Origin of the sequence: Rhizobium sp. BK661, from assembly GCF_024808825.1 — a bacterium.
Classification (GTDB): domain Bacteria; phylum Pseudomonadota; class Alphaproteobacteria; order Rhizobiales; family Rhizobiaceae; genus Rhizobium.
In genome coordinates this window covers 137,201-158,566 of sequence record NZ_JANTYT010000006.1, presented here as the reverse complement: position 1 = coordinate 158,566, position 21,366 = coordinate 137,201, and the positions used below count along the sequence as shown (strand labels likewise).

The window sequence follows — 21,366 nt, the reverse complement described above, 5'->3', positions numbered from 1 at the left end:
CCGCAACTATTAGTAATAAAGTTAGTAAATGACACGTCGACCGCCTGTCTCTTCCTCACGAGGCAGGCGGCACGTCCATCCCGCTTCCAGCGTTAGGGTGAGGTCGTCGCAGATCCTGGCAGCGCGTTTCACTCGCGCTCGGAAATCATGGTCTCTCGCGGATACTCTCCGCAGAAACCCCGCCAGTTGGCGATCGTGAAACCAAAAACCACAAGCGCTCCTGCTTGATGCAGCAGCCCCCAATGAAGCGGGACCTCCAGCAACAAGGTAGCGATTCCAATCGCCGCCTGTATCGTCACCAGTGCAAACAGGACGACGGCGCGCCGAGCATGGGTCGTGGACGGCGCAGCGGTCAGAGCAATGATCATGTTGACAAGCGTCAGCGCGAAAAGGGTATAGGCCCCCAGTCGATGAACGAACTGCACCGTCTTTGGGTTCTCGAAGAAATTGATCCAGGCCGGTTGCTGTATCAACAGGTCGGAGGGCACGAGGGCACCATCCATCAACGGCCAAGTATTGTAGGTAAAGCCGGCATCGAGGCCCGCTACGAGTGCGCCGAGGTAGATCTGGAATAGCGCAAACGCCGCAATTGCGCCCGCCCAGACATACGAGCTCCGCGTAGGCGCCGGGTCGTCGGAGTGCGGTGCGAGACCCCGCATGATCCACATGCAGGAGGCGAAGATCAGACAGGCCATCACAAGGTGCGTGGCCAGCCTGTATTGGCTGACGTCGGTTCGGACCGAAAGCCCCGACGATACCATCCACCAGCCGATCGCGCCCTGCAGACCGCCCAGCATCAGGATCCCGAAAAGAGGCCAGCGCAGCCGTCTCTCCACCCTACCCGTGATCCAGAAATACAATAACGGCAGTGCGAAGATGACACCAATGCCGCGCGCGAGCAGCCGGTGTGCCCACTCCCACCAAAAGATGCCCTTGAATTCGTCAACGGTCATGCCGCTGTTCATCTGCTGATACTCGGGAATGCGCTGGTAGAGCTTGAATTCCTCTTCCCATTCGGCGGCGTTCAGAGGCGGAATGACGCCGTGGATGGGCTTCCACTCGGTGATCGACAGGCCCGAATTCGTTAGCCTAGTGGCACCCCCGACGATTACCAGACAGAACAATGCCAGGAGCACGAAGCCCAGCCAGATGCGGACAGCGCGGCGATTGCCGTCCTGCCGGCGGATCTCGCGCAGGATCTGCTGTTCAGTGCTCAAGTTCGCGATGGCCATGGCTGCTCCTTACTTCCGGCAGTTGATTTGCCTGAGCAGCTCATGCAAAACAAGCCCTGAACCTTTGCGGCATGCCGTCGCGGCAATCCGAACACCACTGCGAAAGATATTTGATGCCAGTCCGCCTCCGCAAATTCATCGGTACGATCCTGATTGTCGTGCTCGTACTCGCCTATGCGGTGCTCGCAAACACGATTGCCGTTGCAACGCTCGGCAACGCGCCATGGTGGGGGCAACTCCTCTACTTTTTCCTGACCGGCCTGTTATGGGTGCTCCCCGCCATGGTCATCATCAAATGGATGGCCGGACCGAAGCAGCAGTGAGCCGTTAACGCCGGGATAACCCTGATCGATGGAAAGGACGGTGCCACGTCTCTCATAAACGAATTGGATGCCCCGCCGCCCTATTCTCCGCTCCGGCAAGTCAGACCGGAGAGAGACCGTGCAGGCGCAAACGCTTCCTGTTCCAGATAGACCGCATCATTCAGCAGAGTCCGACGGTTGCGAACTCGAAATCACCGTCTTGGACAGTCTGGCACCACTGGAAGTGCGTTGGCGGGAGCTTGATCGCGACAATCTGAATTCGCTGCATCAGGGCATCGACTGGTGCATGTCCTGGGCCAAAGCCCATGTGAACCCGTTGTCAATTGTCTGGGGCAGGCTTGGCGCGGAAACAGCATTCATTCTGCCAGTGGAAATCAACAGGTTTCATGGGTTCCGCACCGCGAGATTCATCGCTGCCGATCACAGCAATATCAACACTGGTCTCTTCACAACGCGCTTCATCGAACTGGCCAAGGATCTCGAGCCGGAAAAGTTCGCAGGGCTGCTGCGTCGGGCGCTGATTGGGCGTGCCGACCTTCTCTTGCTGCAGAACATCCCGTTGGAATGGCGGGGCCGCCGTAATCCCTTGGCGTTGTTGCCGATGGTGCAAAACCAGAACCATGCCTACCAGCTTCCCCTTTTCGAGAACATGGAAGCAACAGTCCAACAGTTGAATGCGAAGGGACGGCGCAAGAAGTTCCGAACCCAACTGAGACGCCTGGAGGCGCTCGGCGGATTCGACTATGTCGCCGGCGGCACGGCGGATGAACAACATAAGTTGCTCGATCGTTTCTTCACACAGAAGAGCGAGCGGTTTCAGGCACTCGGCCTGCCGGACGTGTTTGCAGATCAGGCAACGAAAACCTTCCTGCATGGCGCAATCGACATCCGCGAACGCGAGAACTCCATGGTGGGATTGGAGATGCACGCGATCCGCTTGAAGGGCGAGCATGATGGCCATATCGCCGCGATCGCCGGTATTTCGCGCAAGGGAGACCACGTCATCTGCCAGCTCAGCGCGATCGATGAGAGTGTGGCGGCAGAGGCAAGCCCCGGCGAGTTCCTATTCTGGCAGATGATCGCCGGTCAGCACGGCAAGGGTGTCAGCCTGTTCGACTTCGGCCTTGGCGACCAGGGCTACAAGCGCTCCTGGGCGCCTGTGGAGACCGAGCACTATGACCTCGTTCTGCCGCTTTCCCTAAGGGGTAGTGTCGGTGGTGTGGTGCATCGCGCGATCACGAGAGGCAAAGCCTTCATCAAGTCTCGCGCGAAGATTTACCGCGTTGCGCAACGCATACGCCGGGCAATCCGTGTTTGATCAGGCGGCACGCTGCGACAGCGCACTTTCGATAGGCTCGCTGCCATCGGACATCAGCACCACACGTTCGTAGCCTGCCGCTTCGAACTCGGTCATGGCCGTGACGAACTCCTGTTCGACGATCTCGGGCATCGACAGGATGATTTCGACGTCCTTGCTTTGCGTCAGGCGCGAAACGCCGGCGACATCAGCGGCGCCGCATTCCACGATCACCAAATCGTAGGCCGAGACCAGAGCGTCCAGCAGAAGCGAGAGACGAGCGGCGCCGCGCATTGCCCGATGCGGATCGCTAATCCCCTGCGGAATGAAGTGTGCGTCCGAGCGACTATCGCCGTGGATTGTGTCCCCAAAGGCCGCATCCCCGCATAGCAAGTCGGTTATGCCAAGCATGCTGCGATCTTCGGCCATTAGGTCGGTCGGCAGGCCAGAGCCTGTCATGTCGACCAGAATGACACGCGAGCCATCCTCCGCCAACTTGCGGGCAAGTGATACGGTCGCCGCGGATCCGTCGTCACCGGTCGGTGAAATGGCAATTGCCAGAGGCGCCCTGCTGCCGCGAAGGTAGTCGGACACGGATGCGATCGAGAACTCGCTCGCCTCGACAACCGGTTCATCCTCTTGCGTTTCGGCCGGCGGCTCATCGTCTGCGGGCGTTGCCAGCAGGCTCGGCGTAGCGATCCGCTTCGGGAGAACACTCGTCGCTGTCGGTTCGTCGGCTTCCTCGCGCGCGTCCTCCTCAGGAGACCCTACCGGACGGAGTGCCCGTCCGCTGAAGAGTTCGGCGAGCATGACCGTGATCGAGGTCATGATAAGAGTTGCCAAGGCAGCGACAATGACGATCGGCACAAGTTTGGGGAAATAAGGGTCGACAGGTTGGATGGCCTTCGACACAACGCGAGCGTCGGCCGGGCTCGAATTCTTGTCGGCACGCGAAGCCGCCTCGCGATAGCGAGACAGGTAGGTCTCCAAAAGCTGGCGCTGAGCCGCGGCTTCCCGCGTCAAGGCGTTCAGACCGACTTCGTCTTCGCCGGCCTGCGCGCTGTTGGCCTTGAGCTTGTCGGCCTGCTGTTCCAGTTCCTTTTGGCGGACAGCGGAGACCTTCGCTTCGTTCTCAATACTCGCCAGGATTTTCTGCGTCTCCTGCCGGATCTGCGCCTTGATATCCGAAAGCTGGGCGCGAAGGCTCTTCAGACGCGGGTGGTTGTTGAGCAACGATGTCTGCAGGTCTGAGATCTGGGACTGCAGTCCTGACTCCGTGCTCTTCAACCGCTGCATGGACTGAGACGACATGATGTCCTGCAACGTATCGGATGCCTCGCCGGCCGAGAGAGCATTGCGCACCGACTGGGCGCGCGCCTCGGCATTGGCACGATCTCCGCGGACGCGAGTCAGCTCCGCCGAAATATCGTTCAATTGTTGCGTTGGAAAATTCGCCCCACCGTTGGTCGGCAACAGGCCGTGCTCGGCACGATATTCGGCGACCTTTTGCTCGGCGTCATTTACCTTCTGGCGGAGGTTTTGGATCTCTGGTTCCAGCCAGCGTGTCGCCTCGGAGTTCGAGGCTAGTTTCGCGCCGCTCTGGGTAGCAAGATAGACCGCCGCCATCGCGTTCGGGATCACTGCCGCAAGCTTCGGATCCTTCGAGGTGAAGGTGATGCCGATTACACGCGACCCCGGAACCTGATAGACCTGCAGCCTCTCCGTGAACGCGTCGATCACGCGCTCTTCGGGGGGATTTTCATAGGGATTTTTCTTGAGGTGGAGAGCCACCAGAATATCTGTCAGCGCCGAGCCGTTCGCGGCCGCATCGAATTCCGGCAGATCATATAGCTTCTGGCTATTGATAACCTGCTTGATGAGGTCCGCCGACTGGAGTAGCTGCACCTGGCTCGCAATGTTGAGTTCGTCCAGCAATGGACCGGCGTTGGCATCGGCTGCTTGGGCATTGGCGAAGGCCGGTGCGCGCGGCTCGATCAGGATGCGCGTTTCGCTTCGGTACTTCGGCGAGATCATCTTTGCGCCCGTGAAGGCGACCCCTGCCCCCAACGCGGTGATTGCCAGAACCTTCAGCCGGCGTGCCCAAACGGCGCGGACTAATTGCCCGAGATCGATGTCCACATCCTGATTACCCGATACGCCGGACATGCTTGTACTCCAAGAACAAACGTGGCCGCGAGGGTAAATGACTATAGTAACCCAACGGTTAATGCTTGCTCCCGCATTCCGGCGACACGTCGCACTCGTCGATGCTAAAAAAGATCGCCGGTTTTTACCGACCATTAACCCTAACGGATTGATAACGGCTGAGACCGAATTCGTTTTTCTACGAGCAGACGCGATGCCTTTCGCACAGCCCAAGTTCCTGATGGCTCTGAGCCTCGCCGCCATGACCGCGGTCCTGAGCGGCTGCAACAGCTACAAGCCGGCGCCTCAGGCTTTCAACCAGGCGACGATCCAGCCCTATTCGCTGGACAGCGGCGACCGGCTGCGCATTACCGTGTTCGATCAACCGAGCATGACCAACACCTACACGATCGACCAGGCTGGTTACATCGCCTTCCCGCTTGTTGGCCAGGTTCCGGCCCGCGGGCGGACGCTGCAGCAGCTTTCGGGCCAGATTGCCCAGAAACTCCGGCAAGGCTACCTGCGTGATCCCGATGTCACGATCGATGTCGACCGCTACCGCTCGATCTTCGTTATGGGGGAAGTCGGCCAGTCCGGCCAATATGCCTACGTCCCCGGGATGACGGTGCAGAACGCCGTCGCCGTTGCCGGCGGCTTCAGCTCGCGTGCCAATCAAGGCGCCGTCGACGTGACCCGCAAGATTAACGGGCAGGTACTCACCGGTCGCGTCAACATCTCGTCGGCGATCATCGCCGGTGACACGATCTACGTTCGTGAACGACTGTTCTGATCCTCAATGACCGAACAGCGCCCTCTCCGCATCCTCCATTGCTTCAGGTCACCGGTCGGCGGAATTTTCCGGCATGTCCGCGACCTCGTACTGGAGCACAGCAAAGCGGGACACGAGGTTGGAATCCTTTGCGACAGCTCGACGGGCGGCGAGCACGAAGATCGCCTGTTCGATGACATTCGTCCCTTTCTTTCGATGGGATTGACGCGCATGCCCATGCGGCGGCACGTCAGCTTCTCCGACATCGGGGTGATCTGGGATACGTACAAGAACATCAAAAGTTTGCGGCCGGATGTGCTGCACGGTCACGGCGCCAAAGGCGGTGTGCTCGCGCGGCTTGCCGGCTCAGCCCTGCGGGTGAACAGGTATCGCGTAGCCCGCCTCTATACTGCGCATGGCGGGAGCCTGCATTATTCCCGCAGATCGTTCGTCGGGCAATTCGTGCTCCGCATGGAGCGCTTGCAGGAGTATTTCACCGACGCCCTCGTCTTCATCTGCGAATACGAGCGTGATTCCTACACGAAGAAGGTCGGGCGACCGCGAACAGAAACCCGACTGATCTACAATGGGATCGCCGAGCGGGACTTCGAACTCATCCCGACCCGTTCGGATGCTGTCCACTACATCTATGTCGGCATGCTTCGGGACCTTAAGGGTCCCGATCTCTTTGTGGAAGCCTTCGCGAAAGCCGAGCGCATCCTCGGTCGTCCGCTGTCGGCCGTAATGATCGGCGACGGACCGGATCGCGACAGGTACCGCGATATGATGATCGAGCGTGGCTTGGGCAAGCGGATCAGCATGCTGCCGGCAATGCGCGTTCAACAGGCTTTCGCCATGTCCCAAAATCTCGTTGTTCCGTCTCGGGCGGAAGCCATGCCCTACATCGTCCTCGAGGGCTTGGGTGCCGGCAAGACGATCATTGCCACGCGCGTCGGCGGTATTCCTGAGGCTTTGGGAAGAGACAGCCTCGCCCTCGTCAACCCCGAGGATGCCGACGACCTTGCACGCGTCATGGCTGATGCAATTCGCATCCCCGGCTGGCACGATGCGGCCATGCCCTCGACGGAACGAGTCAAATCGGTCTTTTCGGCCTCCGTTATGGCCAACGATGTCCTGAAACTGTACCACGACCTCCTCGATTCCGAATCCAAGCAAGCTGTTGCGGTTGCTTCGTAAAAGTTTCTTAGGGGCTTTCTGCTAATGCCGTTTTGATAACCAGCGGCGGTAGCCTCATGAACAAGGCAGAGAAGAGCGATCAGTTTGATCTGGAGGCGCTGCGCAAGCAGGTTTCTGACATCAATCGGCGCGGCGAAGACGCGGATGAGAAGGTTCGGCCGGAGCCGATCAATACCTATGCGCGTCAGATCGCCGAGCAATTCAGCGCCGGAAACCGCTCGCCGGCCATCATCATCGGTCAGTTCCGACTGTTCGAATTTGTGTCGCAGTTTCTGATCGGCTTGCTTGTCTATCTTCTCTGGCCCGGGAGCGGCGCGGAGACCCTTTCAGCGCGAGCCACCGCCGCCGCTGCTATTGCGGCTTTACTTGTCTTTGGACTCCAGACGGCCGATACCTATTCCATCCCGGCGCTACGCACCCGTATGCGACTGCTCCCCCGCGTCTTTGGTGTGTGGACGTTGGTCTTCATGATCGGCACGGCGGCCAGTGTGCTCTTTGGAAATGTCGGATGGCCACAGGTGCAGGCTTACATCGCCTGGTTCATTGCCGGTGCAATCTTCCTGCTTGCCGCTCGCTTCCTGATTGCCTACGGCATCCGCAACTGGTCGCGCAACGGCGTCATGGAGCGCCGGGCGGTGATCGTCGGTGGCGGAGAACCGGCAAAAGAGTTGATCCGCGTCCTCGAACAGCAAGCCGACAACGACATCCGAATCTGCGGCATCTTCGACGACCGCGGTGAGAAACGGTCACCGATCATGGTCGCCGGCTATCCGAAGCTTGGAACGGTCGCGGAACTCGTCGAGTTCGTCCGCATCACTCGCATCGACATGCTGATCATTTCCCTTCCGCTGAGCGCGGAGGCCCGTATCCTGCAACTGTTGAAAAAGCTCTGGGTGCTACCCGTCGATATCCGGCTGGCCGCCCACGCCAATCGACTGCGTTTCCGTCCCCGCGCCTATTCACGCATCGGCTCCGTCCCGATGCTCGACATCTTCAACAAACCGATCCGCGACTGGGACTCGGTCGCCAAGCGCTGTTTCGACATTTTCTTTGCACTGCTCGCGTTGGCGTTTCTCTGGCCAATCATGCTGGCAACCGCAATTGCCATCAAGCTGACGTCCAAGGGGCCTGTCTTTTTCAGACAGAAGCGCCACGGCTTCAACAACGAGATCATCAACGTCTTCAAATTCCGGTCGATGTACGCCGACAAGGGCGATCCCACCGGCCGCGCCGCCGTCACCAAAGGCGATCCGCGCGTCACGCCAGTCGGACGCTTCATCCGCAAGAGTTCGATCGACGAGCTGCCCCAGCTTTTCAATGTGCTGACGGGCGATCTGTCGCTTGTCGGGCCGCGTCCGCATGCCGTGCTTGCCCAGGCGAAGGATCGTCCTTTCGGTGAGGTCGTGGAGGGCTACTTCGCCCGCCATCGCGTGAAGCCAGGCGTCACCGGCTGGGCGCAGATCAATGGCTGGCGGGGAGAGGTCGACCATGACGACAAGATCAAGTTCCGCACGGCCTATGACCTCTACTACATCGAGAACTGGTCGCTGTGGTTCGACCTGAAGATCCTCCTTCTCACGCCTTTCCGGCTGTTCAACACGGAAAACGCCTATTGAGCGCGGTCGAGGCGACACATTCGCGCGTTGCTCAGCCACAGCGGGCGACCCTGCGCCTCATTGGTTCCGCAATGGTCGCCTTCGGGGTCTTTCTCTCAGGTTTCGTTATCAACGAGCCGGCGCCTTACGAACTTTGGATGGCTGCGCTTCTCGGCATATGGTTCATCCTTGGTCTCAGAATTTCGCGATTCACAGCGCCGCTTCTGGCTCTGCTACTTGCTTTCAACGTCGGTGGCATGCTGTCGTTGACGCAGATGAAGGATCTGGGGACCGGACCGATGTATGTCGCGGTCTCGAGTTTCCTCGCACTGACGGCTATCTTTTATGCGGCAATTGTCGAGGAAAGCCATCGGCGTCTGCCGCTGATCTTCAATGCCTGGGCATTCGCCGCCGTTTTCACGTCACTCCTTGGAATTCTCGGCTACTTTCACGCCTTTCCAGGGGCGGAGGTTTTCACGCTCTACGATCGCGCCAAGGGCGCCTTCCAGGATCCGAACGTCTTTGGTCCGTTCTTGGTCCCACCGTCGCTCTATCTCGTCCACGGCATTCTTGCTGGCAAGTTGAGAACGGCACCGATCAAGGCCTTCGCGCTGCTGATCCTTGCGCTTGGTGTGTTTCTGTCTTTCTCGCGCGCGGCTTGGGGCCTCTTCCTTCTCGGCATTGTCATTCTAGTCTTCTGTATGCTGCTCAAGGAGCGCAGCGGAGCGTTCCGCCTGCGCATCCTGATCCTGTCTCTCGCTGCAATCATGTTGCTGGTAGCGTCGCTGGTCGTTGCTTTGCAGTTCCCGAAGGTCAATGCGCTCTTCTCGTCGCGAGCCCAGCTGGTACAGCAATATGATGGTGAGCACCTCGGCCGCTTCGATCGTCACCGCATCGGCTTTACGATGATGATGGAGCGTCCCCTCGGCATCGGGCCGCTGGTCTTCGGTACGATGTTTCCGGAGGACGAACATAACATCTGGCTGAAGTCGCTAACGAGCTATGGCTGGCTCGGATTTGTCAGCTATGTCGCCATGCTCTGCTGCACGATCTATCTCGGATTCAAAAACCTTCTCAGGGATCGTCCCTGGCAGCCGTATTTGATGATCGCCTGGATCGGGGTGCTTGGCCATGCCGCGATCGGTAACGTCATCGACATTGACCACTGGCGGCATGTCTACCTGCTTTTCGGCATCGTGTGGGGTTGCGCGGCGCTGGAGGAGCGCCATAAGCGCAATCCTGCGGGTGCGCGCCGCATATCGGGCTTGCGAACAAGCGACGGCGCGCTAGTCTCTCATCTATGATAACAGCGACTCAAATGCGCGGCGCCCGCGCCATGACCGGAATGAGCATCGAGGAACTGGCAGCCGCATCCGGTCTGCCTGTTGCTACAGTCGAAACGATGGAGCGCGACGAGCAGGGCGGCGAGCCGCATGCGCTGCTCGCGATCAAGCAAGCGCTGGAGGCAGCAGGCATCATCTTCATTGCCAGTGGCAATCATGACGAAGGTGGACCGGGCGTCAGGCTGAGAGCGCGAACCGGAGTCGATGAGGGTATCCGCCCGGAAAACCTCAACGCTGCAAACGACGACTAGCTCGTCGGTAGTTCAAAGCTCCAAATTACAAATAGGCCTTGGCGAGCGCCGCAAGCTTGCGTTGATCCTTGACCCCCTGCCGGTAGAGTTGGATCAGAAGCGCACCGATGGCCTCGGCAGCCGAGGTATTTCGCTCGAGCCTCCGGTCTTTGCAGACATCGTCAAGCACCCCGGACAGAAGATCGAGATCGTCCGAGAAAAGCGGCAGGTCACGTGGAAGAACTGGGGATTTAAGCATGAAGCCACGGGTCCCGTCAGGGGCTGTCGATACCAGGAACGTTGTCGTCGGGCGCCCATCCATAGCCGACGATGCGGTCACTATGCGCGCCGACCGGCGATTTATCAACCGAACATTTCGGCTTGAAACATATATGTGATGACGCGAACCAACGCGCTTGTCCCAAAAGCTGCAGCCTCAGTTTTTCAGCCGCTCTGAGGCAAGCTCTGACTGGATCGAGCCCTCAATGATGACCCTGGCGGTGACTTTGAAGACATAGGCTTCGGCCAAATCGCTCAGTGCCAGCGCAACTTCGTGCTCTGGCCAGCCCGAGGATGTAGCCTTCTCGACAAGTGTCGCAAAGGGCTCAGACAGGGTTTCCCTGCATGTTTCGCTCGTCTCGCGGTTGGCCATCCGTCACCCACCAATGTTTTTGCCGGATGTATATTATCGAAAACTAATATTTTTTCGAGCTACCAAGACAAATTTCTGACAGCAATAGGTCTGGCAAAGATTGGTAGGCAGTCAGAAGAGCACGGTTGTGCCGCTCGACGCATCATTCTTCTACAAGACTAGTCATGAGTTGGAGAGATACCTTCCGGCTTCTGGGGGTGCCGAAGGTTAGTGTAAATGGTCGGGGCGACTGGACTCGAACCAGCGACCCCTTGACCCCCAGTCAAGTGCGCTACCGGGCTGCGCTACGCCCCGACCTGCCGAAACGGCCTGATCCTGTTAGTCTTTTGGGATTTCTGGTGCAAGGGAAAAATCGATCGTCAGGAAATATTACGGGAAGAGCGGTGTGGAAAAAAGGCGGGCATGCTTGACGCCATTCGTTTCTGATCGCTGTGAAATCGATTTGGGCGGGCCGGAGGTTTGATGCGGCGTCCGATGAAAACAAACAAACTAGCGGAGAGCGTTGTTGCTCGCTCTCCGCTTTCCGTCCTTCGATCATGCGAACCGGATGCCCCAGCCCTCCAGTTCTCCAGCAGCAGAAAAACTGACGCCAGTGGGGAGAAATATAGATTCTAATAAGCGGACGAACATCGGACCTTCGTCTCACGATGTTTCAGACCTCAGGTACCGTAGAGGTGGCTTGGGATTCGAGCAGCAATCCCGCGATCGAGGCGGTTCCTTCGTAGATGAATGGCTTTCGGGATGAGGACTTCGCTGAGGGAACCACGAATTCCGATGACGCAACAGCGTCTGGAATTCCAGCTGAGACACAATCTCTATACATCGAAATCATGGCTTGCCTTAGCAATTACTTAATAGAATCCTCCATGAGCGAAACCACTAAATTTCCGCGATTCACTTGGGGGACGACATGAGGAAGATCGTGATGGCTGGGGTACTGCTGCTTAGTTCTTGCGCGGCGGTCACTCCGCGCGACCAACCAATCCCCTACACGCTCTCAGAGGGTGAGACGGCCGCCGTTCAGGACGGAACTCGAAAGTTTCTTAAAGATCCCACCACTGCGACGTTCGCCAGCATAATGGCAACGCAGACACAGCCGGGGGTCGTCTCCGTTTGCGGTGTAGTAAACTCCAAAAACAAGGCTGGCGCCTTTACCGGCGGGGAGCCCTTCGCTGGCGTTTTGAGAAACACCAGCCCGGCGGGGAGAGCCGGCTTCTCGTTTACTCTCACCGCCCAAGGCAACGCAAAGACAAACTTCAACGATTTGTGCCGACAGAACGGCGTCATCATCTGAAGCTCATCCTTCGAATACCTCCGACGGCATTCGATCTCGGCCAGCTGCCTGCATATGTCCGATCGAATTCCATTGCGTGACCTAATTCGTTGTTGCGGGTTGCCAGGATCGCTCTCGTTGTGTCTCCTTTGCAGCGGCTCGCCAAAGGCGAGTCGTTGCCACCAGGAGAAATCCGACCATGAAAATGCTACAGGCATTAGCAGTTGCGCTTCTAAGTTTGGCATGCCTAGGTGCGGCGCAGCCGCCGTCTGCTACAGGCGATTTCGGTGCTCAGACACTGGCTTTGATCAATTCCTACAGGACGAGCCGTGGCCTATCTCCCTTGGCTGCGAATGGCACGTTGAAAGCCTTGGCGCGGCAGCACAGCCAGTATCAGGCAACGCGGCGACACATCAGCCACGACGGCTTTCGACAGCGATCGGCGCAAGCCAGGGCCGCTGGGCTCAGCATCGTATGTTCAGAGAACGTCGGTCATGGATATCTGACCCCGCAGCAGCTGTTTTCCGGATGGAGGCGTTCGCCGGGCCACAACACAAACCTGCTTCGACCCAACCTGCGATATGCGGGGGTGTCGGTTGTCGCAGGCTACTCGACCTTCTTCGCTTGCCAGTAGCGTTACATCGACCTTGACCGGTCCACGAAGGCGAGAAGCTGCAAGTGTGAGCAGTCGGTCGAAAAGGCTTGCTCGAATAAGCAGGCCCGAATAAGAGACCTGCAAAACGCGAGACTCTGGACGAAAACATGCAGATTGAGATCCCCTGCCCGAAGTGCAGGAACACCCGAATGAAATTCGAACGACCCGAGCCGGTCGACACCGACGTCCTTGTCTGCTTCACTTGCGGGCACGAACTCGGGACACTGGGTTCGGTGAAGGCAAAGATGCTTGCCGCCTACGAGCGCATGGTAAAGCAGGCGCCGCAGCGCAAGCAGTAGCAGCGTCTATTCGAGCAGTGCAACGCGGCCGTCGGGACCGACGTCCACACGCCAGCCGCGGTAGTCCGGGATTGAAAAGTGTGGGGTTGCAAACGGCGTCGTGTGCGTTTCGGTAATGACAGTCACGTCGGCTCCGGCTGCTTCGCCGGCGAGAATTCCGGCAACGGCATCTTCGAACACCAGGCACTTTGTCGGATCAACGCCGAGGCGCTTGGCGCCCAGCAAATAGCATTCGGGGCTCGGCTTTCCGGCTGCCACTTCTTCCCCGCTCACCATTACCACCGGCGTCGGAATGCCAGCCGCCGTCATGCGGCGCTTCGCGAGTTCGATCGGCGCTGAGGTTACGATCGCCCACTTCGACGGCGGAATGCTGTTCAGGAAATCGACGGCACCTGGGATCGCGACGATGCCTCCGACATCGTCCATTTCCTCTTTCAGCAATTGGCTTGCCTCATATTCCGGATCGACGCCTGGTAGCGCCAACTGGCGGATGACGTCGGATGCCCGAATGCCGTGGATCGTCTTGAGAAAAACCTCCGGCTCGAAGCCGTGCCGCACGGCCCACTCACTCCAGACACGTTCGACTACGGCAATAGAGTTCAGGAGGGTGCCATCCATATCGAACAGGAAGGCGTCATAGTACTTGCCGGGAACTGAATGAGACGCGGTCACGAGAGATTTTCCTTGAGGCTGACTGAATATCGAACGAGGCGCTGCGGTTCCGATACGGGACTGCTCGCGAAAGAATGGGCTGCGAACCCATGTAGGGTGGCTGACGCGTAGCGGCGAATCGATCAGCGAACCTGATCCAACAGGCGCTTGCATTCTAGAAGATCGTAGAGTGCCTCCTGCAGCAAAGCACGGTCCTCCTTGCCGACGCTCGACTTGCCGATCGAAACTTCGGGCGAATCCTCATCGCCAGCGCCGAAATTGAAGAAGCGACGTGTGATCGGCGGCTTCGCGCGACCGACAACCTGATCCTCATCCGACATTCCAACCCGTGGCTCGCCAGAATCGCCACCGTCCTGCTGACCGCCTGTCAGCGCCTGAACGCTTGCAAGGTCTCCATGGCCGATCGCAATGACGAACTTGTTGCCATTGGTCTTCAGAAGCTTCTGCACGCCCTTGATGGTGTAGCCATGATCATAGAGCAAGTGGCGGATGCCCTTCAGGAGATCGATATCCTCGGGCCTGTAGTAGCGTCGACCGCCACCACGCTTCATTGGCTTGATCTGCGGAAACCGCGTTTCCCAGAAGCGCAGGACATGCTGTGGAAGGTCTAGGTCGTCCGCCACCTCGCTGATGGTGCGGAAAGCATCGGGGCTCTTATCCAACATCCTTACTCCCTACGCGGTCTTGGGGCGCCGCGCGTCCGTTCGGCTGATAAGCGCAGCTGATGTCTCACGAACGTCAGAACCGAGCCGCGACTCATCATATTTCAACGGTTTGACGCCACGAATTCAAGTCACGTCTTGAATACCGCACAGATCGTTCAGGAAATATTGGAACTCGTCGCCGCTTAACGAGAGGAGTGCCCCCGTGCTGCGCTCGATCAAGAAGCCGGATTGGCAGCTTTCTGCTTGGTCTTGCGCAGCGTATGCGCCTTCAGAATCCGCGTCTTCAAGACATTGGACGCCTTGAAGGTCATGACGCGGCGGGGAGAGATCGGTACTTCCTCGCCGGTCTTCGGATTACGGCCGATGCGCTCGTTCTTGTCGCGCACCTGGAAAGTTGCAAAGGACGAGAGCTTGACGGTTTCGCCGCGGACGATCGCGTTACAAATCTCGTCAATGACAGTTTCCACGAGCTCAGCAGATTCGGTTCTCGAAAGACCGACCTTACGAAAAACTGATTCCGCCAGGTCTGCTCGCGTCACTGTCTTTCCGGTCATGGTTTCCCCGCCCATTTGCCAATTATATTATGAAAGCGAACAAAGAGTATTTGTCTTGCGCCTCACGGTCAAGCTCTTGTTCGTCGGTAGTTTTTTGGATTTTTGGCTTACCAGCGCAGGAGTGCTGCGCCCCAGGTGAAGCCGCCGCCCATCGCTTCCAGCATGACCAGATCGCCTTCCTTGATCCGGCCATCCCCAGCAGCCGTTGCCAGCGCGAGCGGAATTGACGCGGCAGAGGTGTTGCCGTGAAGATCAACCGTAATGACTACCTTCTCGGGGGCGATATGCAACTTCTTGGCGGAGCCGTCGATAATACGGCGGTTGGCCTGGTGCGGCACCAGCCAGTCGAGATCGTCGGCAGTCGTGCCCGTAGCCTCAAACGCGGCCTCAATGACGTCTGTGATCATGCCGACCGCATACTTGAAGACCTCCCGGCCCTCCATGCGAAGCTTGCCGACCGTGCCCGTCGTCGAAGGGCCGCCATCCACGTAGAGTTTCTCCTTGTGGGAGCCATCGGAACGCAGGTGCGCCGTCAGCACGCCGCGATCGGCTGTAGTTCCCTCGCCTTCCGCCGCCTCGAGGACGATCGCGCCAGCGCCGTCGCCGAACAGGACGCAGGTGGTTCGGTCGTTCCAGTCGAGAATGCGCGAGAAGGTCTCGGCACCGATCACCAACACGCGCTTGGCAAGGCCACCGCGGATGTAGGCATCAGCCGTCGTCACGGCATAGACGAAGCCCGTGCAAACGGCCTGCACGTCGAACGCAAAGCCATGGTGCATGCCCAGCCGGTTCTGAATGTTGACGGCGGTCGCCGGGAACGTGTTGTCTGGCGTCGAGGTGGCACAGATGATGACATCGATGTCGGCTGGTGTCAGACCGGCTCTATCGAGCGCCGCGCGCGCAGCAGCTTCGCCGAGCGACGATGTTGTTTCGCCCTCACCGGCTATGTAACGCTGGCGGATGCCCGTGCGCTGGACAATCCATTCGTCTGATGTGTCCACGACATCTTCCATGTCGCGATTGGTCATAACGCGTTTCGGAAGTGCGGCTCCGAACCCGCGAACAACTGAACGGATCATAATGCTTAAACCCCGTCGCTCATGCGGCTTCCGGCCCGATCGGGGGCAGCCGCTTGGCATGATACTTTTGAAGATCGTTTTCTATTTTCTGATTGAGGCCATTCTTGGCCATGTCGTAGCCGACTTCGATGGCGGCTGCGATGCCTTCGGCGTTGGCGCCGCCGTGACTCTTGATGACCACGCCGTTGAGGCCCAGGAAGACGCCGCCATTCACGCGACTCGGATCCATCTTCTCGCGAAGCATATCGAAGGCGCCTTTGGCGAAGAAGTAGCCGATCTTGGCGAGCAGCGTGCGCGACATGGCAGAGCGCAGATATTCAGCGATTTGTCGTGCCGTTCCCTCGGCCGCCTTCAACGCGATGTTGCCCGAAAAGCCTTCGGTCACGACGACGTCGACGGTTCCCTTGCCAAGGTCGTTTCCTTCGACAAAGCCATAATACTCGAGCGAGTCGATGTTCGCCTCGCGCAGCAAGCGCCCGGCTTCCTTGACTTCTTCCTGCCCCTTGATCTCTTCGACGCCGACATTCAGCAAGCCGACCGTCGGGCGTTCGATCTCGAACAACGCACGGGCCATTGCCCCACCCATCAGGGCGAAATCCATCAATTGCTGCGAATCCGCGCCGATGGTCGCGCCGACGTCGAGAACGATGCTCTCTCCCTTCAGCGTCGGCCAGATGGCGGCGATCGCCGGGCGCTCGATATTGGCCATCGTACGCAGACAGAACTTGGCCATTGCCATGAGGGCGCCGGTATTGCCGGCCGAGACGGCAACGTCCGCTTCCTTCGTCTTCACCGCTTCGATCGTCCGCCACATGGTGGAGACATAGCGACCGCGGCGAAGCGCCTGGCTCGGCTTCTCATCCATGCGGACTGCCAGCTCGCAGTCGTGGAAAACGGTCGTTTCCTTGAGCTTCGGAAACCTGTCGAGAACCGGCTCGCACTGTTCCTTCAAACCATACATCACGAATGAAATATCGGGATGTCTTTCCAGTGCCTTAGCGGCGCCGGGGATGACAACCTGGGGACCAAAGTCGCCACCCATGAGGTCGATAGAAATTCTGATCACGCGTCCCTGATCCTTATTTTTCGCCTCCGGCGGGCGAAATTTCGGCCAAAATACCGGTTTTCCCGTCGCTTACAACTGAATTGTGTCAAATAGCCAACGGGGTTCAGTCCTTTTTCCAATCCTTGAGCACGGCGAAAGCAGAGGGCTTTTTGTCGTTTTCGCCGGTGTCTTCGATGTGACCCGAGAACTCAACGCCGGGTTTGCGCGGATAAGGATTAATCGCAAGGGCGGCGAATTCCGTCACCACCTCACCTGCATCGATTGTATCGCCGGTAAAGCTCTCGGGAAGGTCCGGACCATCGGGGTCAAGCACCATCTCACCGGCATCATTGGCCGGGCGACGCGCAAGCTTCGAATTCTCGGGCACGAAGATCTGCTCGAACGTCTCGTCGATTGCGGATGGCACAGGATCAAGGGTGACGACGCAGGATTGGACAATGTTCGCCTGAACCCTGCCCTTGATGCGGATTCCGTCGCGCTTCCACCGCGCGATCTGGAGCTCGGCCTTGAAACTGTCGACTGAAAGCACATTCCAGCTCTTGGCAATATCCTCCAATTCCCGCTTGTCCGCTTCCAGGCGCACCTCGACGGGATTGGTTGATATGTGGCCGACATTTACCAGGTAGGAGAACGGCACATCATCTCTTTTGCTTCTCATCATCTCCTCCTTCACGCAACCTTCGGAAGCGTCGCCGAACCTGTCGCAATGACATCCTCCGACTGGGACAAAAGATAGTCCTCGGCGGCAAACATCCAATCTGCGAGGCCGCGCATATCAACCGCCTCCTTGGCCTTGGGATGGATGTTCCGAACAAGCGCCGTCGCAAGTCCTTCGGCATCTCTGCTGTCCATCGCCTGGGCGTAGGACTCCAGCCGGCCATAGAACATACCGGCCAGTTTCTTCATGCGCTTGGGAACGCTGTTGTCACCAATTCCCAACTCTCGGATGGAGTAATCGATATCTTGGAAGAAGGCGTCGACGATTTCCTGGGCAATCTCCTGACCGCTGGTTCCGGACGCTCGTGTGCGCCGGAAGAAGAGGATCATCACCGCCGAGAGCATTTCGAAACGCCCCATGACCGTATCCGGGACATTCAGGCGCTCGTAGAGTTCCGGCATGCGGGCGGCGGATGTCAGTGCCTGATATTGCCGATCTACGATTGCCTGGTTGCTGTTTTTCTTGCCAAAGAGCCCGAAGATCATCGTTTTTTCCGGAAAGGCCTCATTCTGGACGCCAAGCGGCGTCCGGCCTTGTTGCATGATTTTGAAAGCTGGTTTACCGAAGCAGGCGCGAATTGCAATGCCGAAGGTGGCCACTTTCGGGACAGCACCCCATCTGTCCGCACGAGCCAACGGGATGTCTCACCCCGGAATGGCCACAATGGTTTTGCATCAGCGATCTGAGGCCTGTGGCTGCCATTCATAATTTTAGGAGTAGATGTCGTTGACGAAACGGTATTTCAAGTCTGACAAAAAATTCCTCAGCAGTGCCGCCATTGCCATCATGATTGCCTCCACCGGACTTTCAGGCTGCCAGACAGGAACTGTCCTCAATGGCGGATATGTGGCCGACGAACAGTCGTTGAATCTTGTCCCGGAAGGATCGAGCCGCGAGCAGGTTCTCCTGTCCCTGGGTACACCATCGACAACAGCAACGTTCGATGGCGAAGTTTTCTACTACATCTCGCAGCGCCGCGAACGTTCCATGGCGTTCCAAAAGCTGAAGGTCGTCGACCAGAGCGTTCTGGCGATCTATTTCGACAAGGACGGCATCGTTACGCGTCGCGCGAACTACACGCTCAAGGATGGCAAGGTCTTTGATACGATCACGCGTGTCACCCCGACTGGCGGCAAGGACTTCACCTTCCTGCAGCAGCTTTTGTCCGGCGGCAGTGCCGCGAACGCTGCCAAGGGCCTCTTCGGTGGCGGCACGTCGCAGCCGGCTTCGCCTCAGAACCCGGCCAGCTTGCGCTAGAGCGAGCGAATGCTCAAAGAAAAACCCGCCGGATCGCTCCGGCGGGTTTTTTAGTGATCTCGGTTAGCCTCAGGCCAGAACGGCAAGAAGGAGCAGCGCGACGATGTTGGTGATCTTGATCGCCGGGTTGACGGCCGGACCGGCCGTGTCCTTGTAGGGGTCACCGACCGTGTCGCCGGTCACAGAGGCCTTGTGGGCATCGGAGCCTTTCATGTGACGCACCCCGTCCTTGTCGACGAAGCCGTCCTCGAAGCTCTTCTTGGCGTTGTCCCATGCGCCGCCGCCTGAGGTCATCGAGATCGCAACGAACAAGCCGTTGATGATCACGCCAAGCAACGAAGCACCCAGCGCCGCAAAGGCCGAAGCCTTCGAACCGGAAATGAGCAGCACGCCGAAATAGACGACGATCGGCGCCAGTACCGGCAGCAGCGACGGGATAATCATTTCACGGATCGCCGCCTTGGTCAGTAGATCAACGGCACGGCCGTAATCCGGCTTCTCCGTTCCTTGCATGATGCCGGGCTTCTGCTTGAACTGGAGGCGAACCTCCTCGACGATAGCGCCGGCCGCGCGACCGACGGCTGTCATTGCGATGCCGCCGAAGAGGTAGGGAATGAGGCCGCCGAAGATCAATCCGGCGACGACATAAGGATTGGAAAGGTCGAATGAGATATCGCCGATGCCTGCAAAATATGGATACTTGTCGCCATTGGCGGCAAAGTACTTGAGGTCGTAGGAATAGGCGGCAAACAGAACCAGGGCGCCGAGACCCGCCGAGCCGATCGCATACCCCTTGGTGACAGCCTTCGTCGTGTTGCCGACAGCGTCGAGCGCGTCGGTCGACTTGCGCACCTCAGGCGGCAGATGGGACATTTCCGCAATGCCACCCGCGTTGTCCGTCACCGGACCGAAGGCATCGAGGGCGACGATCATGCCGGCAATGCCGAGCATGGCGGTAACAGCAATGCCAGTGCCGAAAAGTCCGCCGAGCTGATAGGTCGCCAGGATGCCGCCAACGATGACGATCGCCGGTAGAGCCGTCGATTCAAGCGAAACGGCAAGCCCCTGGATGACGTTGGTGCCGTGGCCGGTCACCGACGCCTGAGCGATGGAATTGACCGGGCGCTTGTTGGTGCCGGTGTAGTATTCGGTGATGACTACGATTAGCGCCGTCACAATCAGACCGACCAGACCGCAGACAAAGAGGTGCGTGCCGGTGATTTCCGCACCGTTGACGGTGCCAACGGGACCCCAGCCAATCGTCAGCGACGTCGCGGCGCCAAGACCGATGATCGACAGCAGACCTGTTACGATGAGGCCCTTGTAGAGAGCACCCATGATAGAGCCGTTGCTGCCGAGCTTGACGAAGAAGGTGCCGACGATCGAGGTGATGATACAAGCGCCGCAGATCGCGAGCGGATACAGCATCGCCGATTGCAGGAGGGGCGCTCCGGCAAAGAAGATCGCGGCGAGAACCATGGTCGCGACGACGGATACGGCATAGGTTTCGAAAAGGTCGGCCGCCATGCCGGCGCAATCGCCGACGTTGTCGCCGACGTTGTCAGCAATCGTTGCGGGATTGCGCGGATCATCTTCCGGAATACCTGCTTCGACCTTGCCGACGAGGTCGCCGCCGACGTCAGCGCCCTTGGTGAAGATACCGCCGCCGAGACGGGCGAAGATCGAAATCAGCGACGCGCCGAAGCCAAGCGCGACAAGGGAATCGATCACTTCGCGGGAGCTGCCATCGTGTCCAAGCACGACGGTCAGCACATAGTAGTAGATCGACACGCCAAGAAGCGCCAGACCAGCCACCAGAAGCCCGGTGATAGCGCCCGACTTGAAAGCAATCTCAAGTCCGGCAGACAGGCTCTGGGATGCTGCCTGCGCGGTGCGGACGTTGGCGCGAACCGAGACGTGCATGCCGATGAAACCAGCGGCGCCGGACAGAACCGCGCCGATGAGGAAACCAATTGCAGCCGTGCCGGAGAGCAGCAGCCAGGCTGCAATGAAAACGACGATGCCGACGATTGCGATAGTCTTGTATTGGCGCGTCAAATAAGCCTGCGCGCCTTCACGAATATAGCCTGCAATTTCCTGCATGCGCTTGTTACCCTGATCGGCGGCGAGCACCGACCGGGTTGCCCAGATGGCATAGACCACCGAGAGCAGACCGCACGCTATTACCCCTAAAAGAATGCTCATTTCGCTCTTTCCTCCAAAAGAGCCGGAGCTCACTCCCTCTCCGGCTGCGAATACGCCGACTCGATTTCCTCCCACAGAAATGCTGCAACGCCGCGCGGAGATTGCGTGGAGGAAAACGGCGCGTCAAGCCCCGCAAACGC

General features: G+C 58.7%; 23 protein-coding genes and 1 tRNA gene. 11 read left to right on the top strand and 13 right to left on the bottom strand.

What is annotated here, in order from left to right; translation table 11 throughout:
- Positions 1–128: 128 nt before the first annotated feature.
- Complete coding sequence (locus FHX16_RS15135) at positions 129–1,232, bottom strand: COX15/CtaA family protein (protein ID WP_183859289.1); 1,104 nt, start codon at positions 1,230–1,232, stop codon at positions 129–131.
- A 113-nt stretch (positions 1,233–1,345) separates the two neighbouring features.
- Here FHX16_RS15135 and FHX16_RS15130 point away from each other — a divergent pair, with 113 nt between their 5' ends.
- Together FHX16_RS15130 and FHX16_RS15125 are read left to right on the top strand one after the other, a co-directional pair.
- Positions 1,346–1,555 (top strand): DUF2842 domain-containing protein, encoded by a 210-nt coding sequence (locus tag FHX16_RS15130; protein WP_007801121.1) that lies wholly within the window; start codon positions 1,346–1,348, stop codon positions 1,553–1,555.
- Positions 1,556–1,673: 118 nt separating this feature from the next.
- A complete protein-coding gene (locus FHX16_RS15125; RefSeq protein ID WP_259129370.1) occupies positions 1,674–2,873 on the top strand; it encodes a GNAT family N-acetyltransferase in 1,200 nt (399 codons plus the stop codon).
- On the opposite strand, the gene FHX16_RS15120 is transcribed toward FHX16_RS15125, so the two are convergent.
- Entirely contained in the window at positions 2,874–5,018 is a 2,145-nt protein-coding gene (locus FHX16_RS15120; RefSeq protein WP_183859293.1) for a GumC family protein, read from the bottom strand.
- Positions 5,019–5,211: 193 nt separating this feature from the next.
- Here FHX16_RS15120 and FHX16_RS15115 point away from each other — a divergent pair, with 193 nt between their 5' ends.
- Genes FHX16_RS15115 through FHX16_RS15095 form a run of 5 tightly spaced genes read left to right on the top strand, consistent with a single transcriptional unit; the run spans position 5,212 to position 10,152 of the window.
- Positions 5,212–5,787, top strand: coding sequence for a polysaccharide biosynthesis/export family protein (locus FHX16_RS15115; RefSeq protein ID WP_183859295.1), 576 nt, complete (start codon positions 5,212–5,214; stop codon positions 5,785–5,787).
- Positions 5,788–5,793: 6 nt separating this feature from the next.
- Positions 5,794–6,963 (top strand): glycosyltransferase family 4 protein, encoded by a 1,170-nt coding sequence (locus FHX16_RS15110; protein ID WP_183859296.1) that lies wholly within the window; start codon positions 5,794–5,796, stop codon positions 6,961–6,963.
- A 56-nt stretch (positions 6,964–7,019) separates the two neighbouring features.
- Positions 7,020–8,579 carry an undecaprenyl-phosphate glucose phosphotransferase gene (locus tag FHX16_RS15105; protein ID WP_259129368.1) on the top strand — a complete coding sequence of 520 codons (1,560 nt, stop codon included), beginning with the start codon at positions 7,020–7,022 and terminating at the stop codon, positions 8,577–8,579.
- Positions 8,576–9,862 carry an O-antigen ligase gene (locus FHX16_RS15100; protein ID WP_183859300.1) on the top strand — a complete coding sequence of 429 codons (1,287 nt, stop codon included), beginning with the start codon at positions 8,576–8,578 and terminating at the stop codon, positions 9,860–9,862. The genes FHX16_RS15105 and FHX16_RS15100 overlap by 4 nt, the downstream gene beginning before the upstream one ends.
- Positions 9,859–10,152 carry a helix-turn-helix transcriptional regulator gene (locus FHX16_RS15095; RefSeq protein ID WP_183859302.1) on the top strand — a complete coding sequence of 98 codons (294 nt, stop codon included), beginning with the start codon at positions 9,859–9,861 and terminating at the stop codon, positions 10,150–10,152. Before FHX16_RS15100 ends, FHX16_RS15095 begins: the two co-directional genes overlap by 4 nt.
- A gap of 25 nt (positions 10,153–10,177) precedes the next feature.
- Here the strand turns inward: FHX16_RS15095 and FHX16_RS15090 are convergent, their stop codons facing one another.
- The 3 genes from FHX16_RS15090 to FHX16_RS15080 all read right to left on the bottom strand — a co-directional run bounded on the left by FHX16_RS15090 (position 10,178) and on the right by FHX16_RS15080 (position 11,077).
- Entirely contained in the window at positions 10,178–10,390 is a 213-nt protein-coding gene (locus FHX16_RS15090; RefSeq protein ID WP_183751423.1) for a hypothetical protein, read from the bottom strand.
- Positions 10,391–10,567: 177 nt separating this feature from the next.
- The gene (locus FHX16_RS15085) at positions 10,568–10,783 is read right to left on the bottom strand and encodes a hypothetical protein (RefSeq protein WP_183751425.1); all 216 of its coding nucleotides are present in this window, start codon (positions 10,781–10,783) and stop codon (positions 10,568–10,570) included.
- Positions 10,784–11,000: 217 nt separating this feature from the next.
- Positions 11,001–11,077: transfer RNA gene (locus tag FHX16_RS15080), tRNA-Pro, on the bottom strand.
- 616 nt (positions 11,078–11,693) lie between these two features.
- Between FHX16_RS15080 and FHX16_RS15075 the strand changes: the two genes are divergently transcribed.
- The 3 genes from FHX16_RS15075 to FHX16_RS15065 all read left to right on the top strand — a co-directional run bounded on the left by FHX16_RS15075 (position 11,694) and on the right by FHX16_RS15065 (position 13,010).
- A complete protein-coding gene (locus FHX16_RS15075) occupies positions 11,694–12,077 on the top strand; it encodes a hypothetical protein (protein ID WP_246712543.1) in 384 nt (127 codons plus the stop codon).
- Positions 12,078–12,255: 178 nt separating this feature from the next.
- The gene (locus tag FHX16_RS15070; RefSeq protein WP_183859304.1) at positions 12,256–12,690 is read left to right on the top strand and encodes a CAP domain-containing protein; all 435 of its coding nucleotides are present in this window, start codon (positions 12,256–12,258) and stop codon (positions 12,688–12,690) included.
- A gap of 170 nt (positions 12,691–12,860) precedes the next feature.
- The gene (locus tag FHX16_RS15065) at positions 12,861–13,010 is read left to right on the top strand and encodes a hypothetical protein (protein WP_183751429.1); all 150 of its coding nucleotides are present in this window, start codon (positions 12,861–12,863) and stop codon (positions 13,008–13,010) included.
- A 6-nt stretch (positions 13,011–13,016) separates the two neighbouring features.
- On the opposite strand, the gene FHX16_RS15060 is transcribed toward FHX16_RS15065, so the two are convergent.
- The 7 genes from FHX16_RS15060 to FHX16_RS15030 form a co-directional block, all read right to left on the bottom strand.
- Positions 13,017–13,682 (bottom strand): HAD family hydrolase, encoded by a 666-nt coding sequence (locus tag FHX16_RS15060; RefSeq protein ID WP_348649612.1) that lies wholly within the window; start codon positions 13,680–13,682, stop codon positions 13,017–13,019.
- A 122-nt stretch (positions 13,683–13,804) separates the two neighbouring features.
- The gene (locus FHX16_RS15055; RefSeq protein WP_183859305.1) at positions 13,805–14,347 is read right to left on the bottom strand and encodes a MerR family transcriptional regulator; all 543 of its coding nucleotides are present in this window, start codon (positions 14,345–14,347) and stop codon (positions 13,805–13,807) included.
- A gap of 215 nt (positions 14,348–14,562) precedes the next feature.
- Positions 14,563–14,901 carry an integration host factor subunit alpha gene (locus FHX16_RS15050; RefSeq protein WP_007531489.1) on the bottom strand — a complete coding sequence of 113 codons (339 nt, stop codon included), beginning with the start codon at positions 14,899–14,901 and terminating at the stop codon, positions 14,563–14,565.
- Between the two features lie 107 nt (positions 14,902–15,008).
- Positions 15,009–15,980: a beta-ketoacyl-ACP synthase III gene (locus FHX16_RS15045; protein ID WP_016553512.1), complete on the bottom strand. Its 972-nt coding sequence runs from the start codon at positions 15,978–15,980 to the stop codon at positions 15,009–15,011.
- A 19-nt stretch (positions 15,981–15,999) separates the two neighbouring features.
- The gene (gene plsX / locus FHX16_RS15040) at positions 16,000–17,046 is read right to left on the bottom strand and encodes a phosphate acyltransferase PlsX (protein WP_259129367.1); all 1,047 of its coding nucleotides are present in this window, start codon (positions 17,044–17,046) and stop codon (positions 16,000–16,002) included.
- A gap of 103 nt (positions 17,047–17,149) precedes the next feature.
- A complete protein-coding gene (locus FHX16_RS15035) occupies positions 17,150–17,704 on the bottom strand; it encodes a DUF177 domain-containing protein (RefSeq protein ID WP_259129366.1) in 555 nt (184 codons plus the stop codon).
- Between the two features lie 11 nt (positions 17,705–17,715).
- The gene (locus FHX16_RS15030) at positions 17,716–18,306 is read right to left on the bottom strand and encodes a ubiquinol-cytochrome C chaperone family protein (protein WP_183751433.1); all 591 of its coding nucleotides are present in this window, start codon (positions 18,304–18,306) and stop codon (positions 17,716–17,718) included.
- A 178-nt stretch (positions 18,307–18,484) separates the two neighbouring features.
- Between FHX16_RS15030 and FHX16_RS15025 the strand changes: the two genes are divergently transcribed.
- Entirely contained in the window at positions 18,485–19,021 is a 537-nt protein-coding gene (locus FHX16_RS15025; protein ID WP_114712253.1) for an outer membrane protein assembly factor BamE, read from the top strand.
- 69 nt (positions 19,022–19,090) lie between these two features.
- On the opposite strand, the gene FHX16_RS15020 is transcribed toward FHX16_RS15025, so the two are convergent.
- On the bottom strand, positions 19,091–21,226 hold the full coding sequence (locus FHX16_RS15020) for a sodium-translocating pyrophosphatase (protein ID WP_183859309.1): 2,136 nt from the start codon (positions 21,224–21,226) through the stop codon (positions 19,091–19,093).
- Positions 21,227–21,366: the final 140 nt, after the last annotated feature.

What these genes read in the sequence shown, in the direction of transcription:
- FHX16_RS15075 (WP_246712543.1), top strand. Translation starts at nt 11,694, where the DNA reads ATGAGGAAGATCGTGATGGCTGGGGTACTGCTGCTTAGTTCTTGCGCG.
- FHX16_RS15085 (WP_183751425.1), bottom strand. Translation starts at nt 10,783, where the DNA reads ATGGCCAACCGCGAGACGAGCGAAACATGCAGGGAAACCCTGTCTGAG.
- FHX16_RS15115 (WP_183859295.1), top strand. Translation starts at nt 5,212, where the DNA reads ATGCCTTTCGCACAGCCCAAGTTCCTGATGGCTCTGAGCCTCGCCGCC.
- FHX16_RS15105 (WP_259129368.1), top strand. Translation starts at nt 7,020, where the DNA reads ATGAACAAGGCAGAGAAGAGCGATCAGTTTGATCTGGAGGCGCTGCGC.
- FHX16_RS15050 (WP_007531489.1), bottom strand. Translation starts at nt 14,901, where the DNA reads ATGACCGGAAAGACAGTGACGCGAGCAGACCTGGCGGAATCAGTTTTT.
- FHX16_RS15130 (WP_007801121.1), top strand. Translation starts at nt 1,346, where the DNA reads ATGCCAGTCCGCCTCCGCAAATTCATCGGTACGATCCTGATTGTCGTG.
- FHX16_RS15090 (WP_183751423.1), bottom strand. Translation starts at nt 10,390, where the DNA reads ATGCTTAAATCCCCAGTTCTTCCACGTGACCTGCCGCTTTTCTCGGAC.
- FHX16_RS15045 (WP_016553512.1), bottom strand. Translation starts at nt 15,980, where the DNA reads ATGATCCGTTCAGTTGTTCGCGGGTTCGGAGCCGCACTTCCGAAACGC.
- FHX16_RS15120 (WP_183859293.1), bottom strand. Translation starts at nt 5,018, where the DNA reads ATGTCCGGCGTATCGGGTAATCAGGATGTGGACATCGATCTCGGGCAA.
- FHX16_RS15070 (WP_183859304.1), top strand. Translation starts at nt 12,256, where the DNA reads ATGAAAATGCTACAGGCATTAGCAGTTGCGCTTCTAAGTTTGGCATGC.
- FHX16_RS15110 (WP_183859296.1), top strand. Translation starts at nt 5,794, where the DNA reads ATGACCGAACAGCGCCCTCTCCGCATCCTCCATTGCTTCAGGTCACCG.
- FHX16_RS15020 (WP_183859309.1), bottom strand. Translation starts at nt 21,226, where the DNA reads ATGAGCATTCTTTTAGGGGTAATAGCGTGCGGTCTGCTCTCGGTGGTC.
- FHX16_RS15135 (WP_183859289.1), bottom strand. Translation starts at nt 1,232, where the DNA reads ATGGCCATCGCGAACTTGAGCACTGAACAGCAGATCCTGCGCGAGATC.
- FHX16_RS15065 (WP_183751429.1), top strand. Translation starts at nt 12,861, where the DNA reads ATGAAATTCGAACGACCCGAGCCGGTCGACACCGACGTCCTTGTCTGC.
- FHX16_RS15030 (WP_183751433.1), bottom strand. Translation starts at nt 18,306, where the DNA reads ATGCAACAAGGCCGGACGCCGCTTGGCGTCCAGAATGAGGCCTTTCCG.
- FHX16_RS15025 (WP_114712253.1), top strand. Translation starts at nt 18,485, where the DNA reads ATGTCGTTGACGAAACGGTATTTCAAGTCTGACAAAAAATTCCTCAGC.
- FHX16_RS15095 (WP_183859302.1), top strand. Translation starts at nt 9,859, where the DNA reads ATGATAACAGCGACTCAAATGCGCGGCGCCCGCGCCATGACCGGAATG.
- FHX16_RS15055 (WP_183859305.1), bottom strand. Translation starts at nt 14,347, where the DNA reads ATGTTGGATAAGAGCCCCGATGCTTTCCGCACCATCAGCGAGGTGGCG.
- FHX16_RS15035 (WP_259129366.1), bottom strand. Translation starts at nt 17,704, where the DNA reads ATGAGAAGCAAAAGAGATGATGTGCCGTTCTCCTACCTGGTAAATGTC.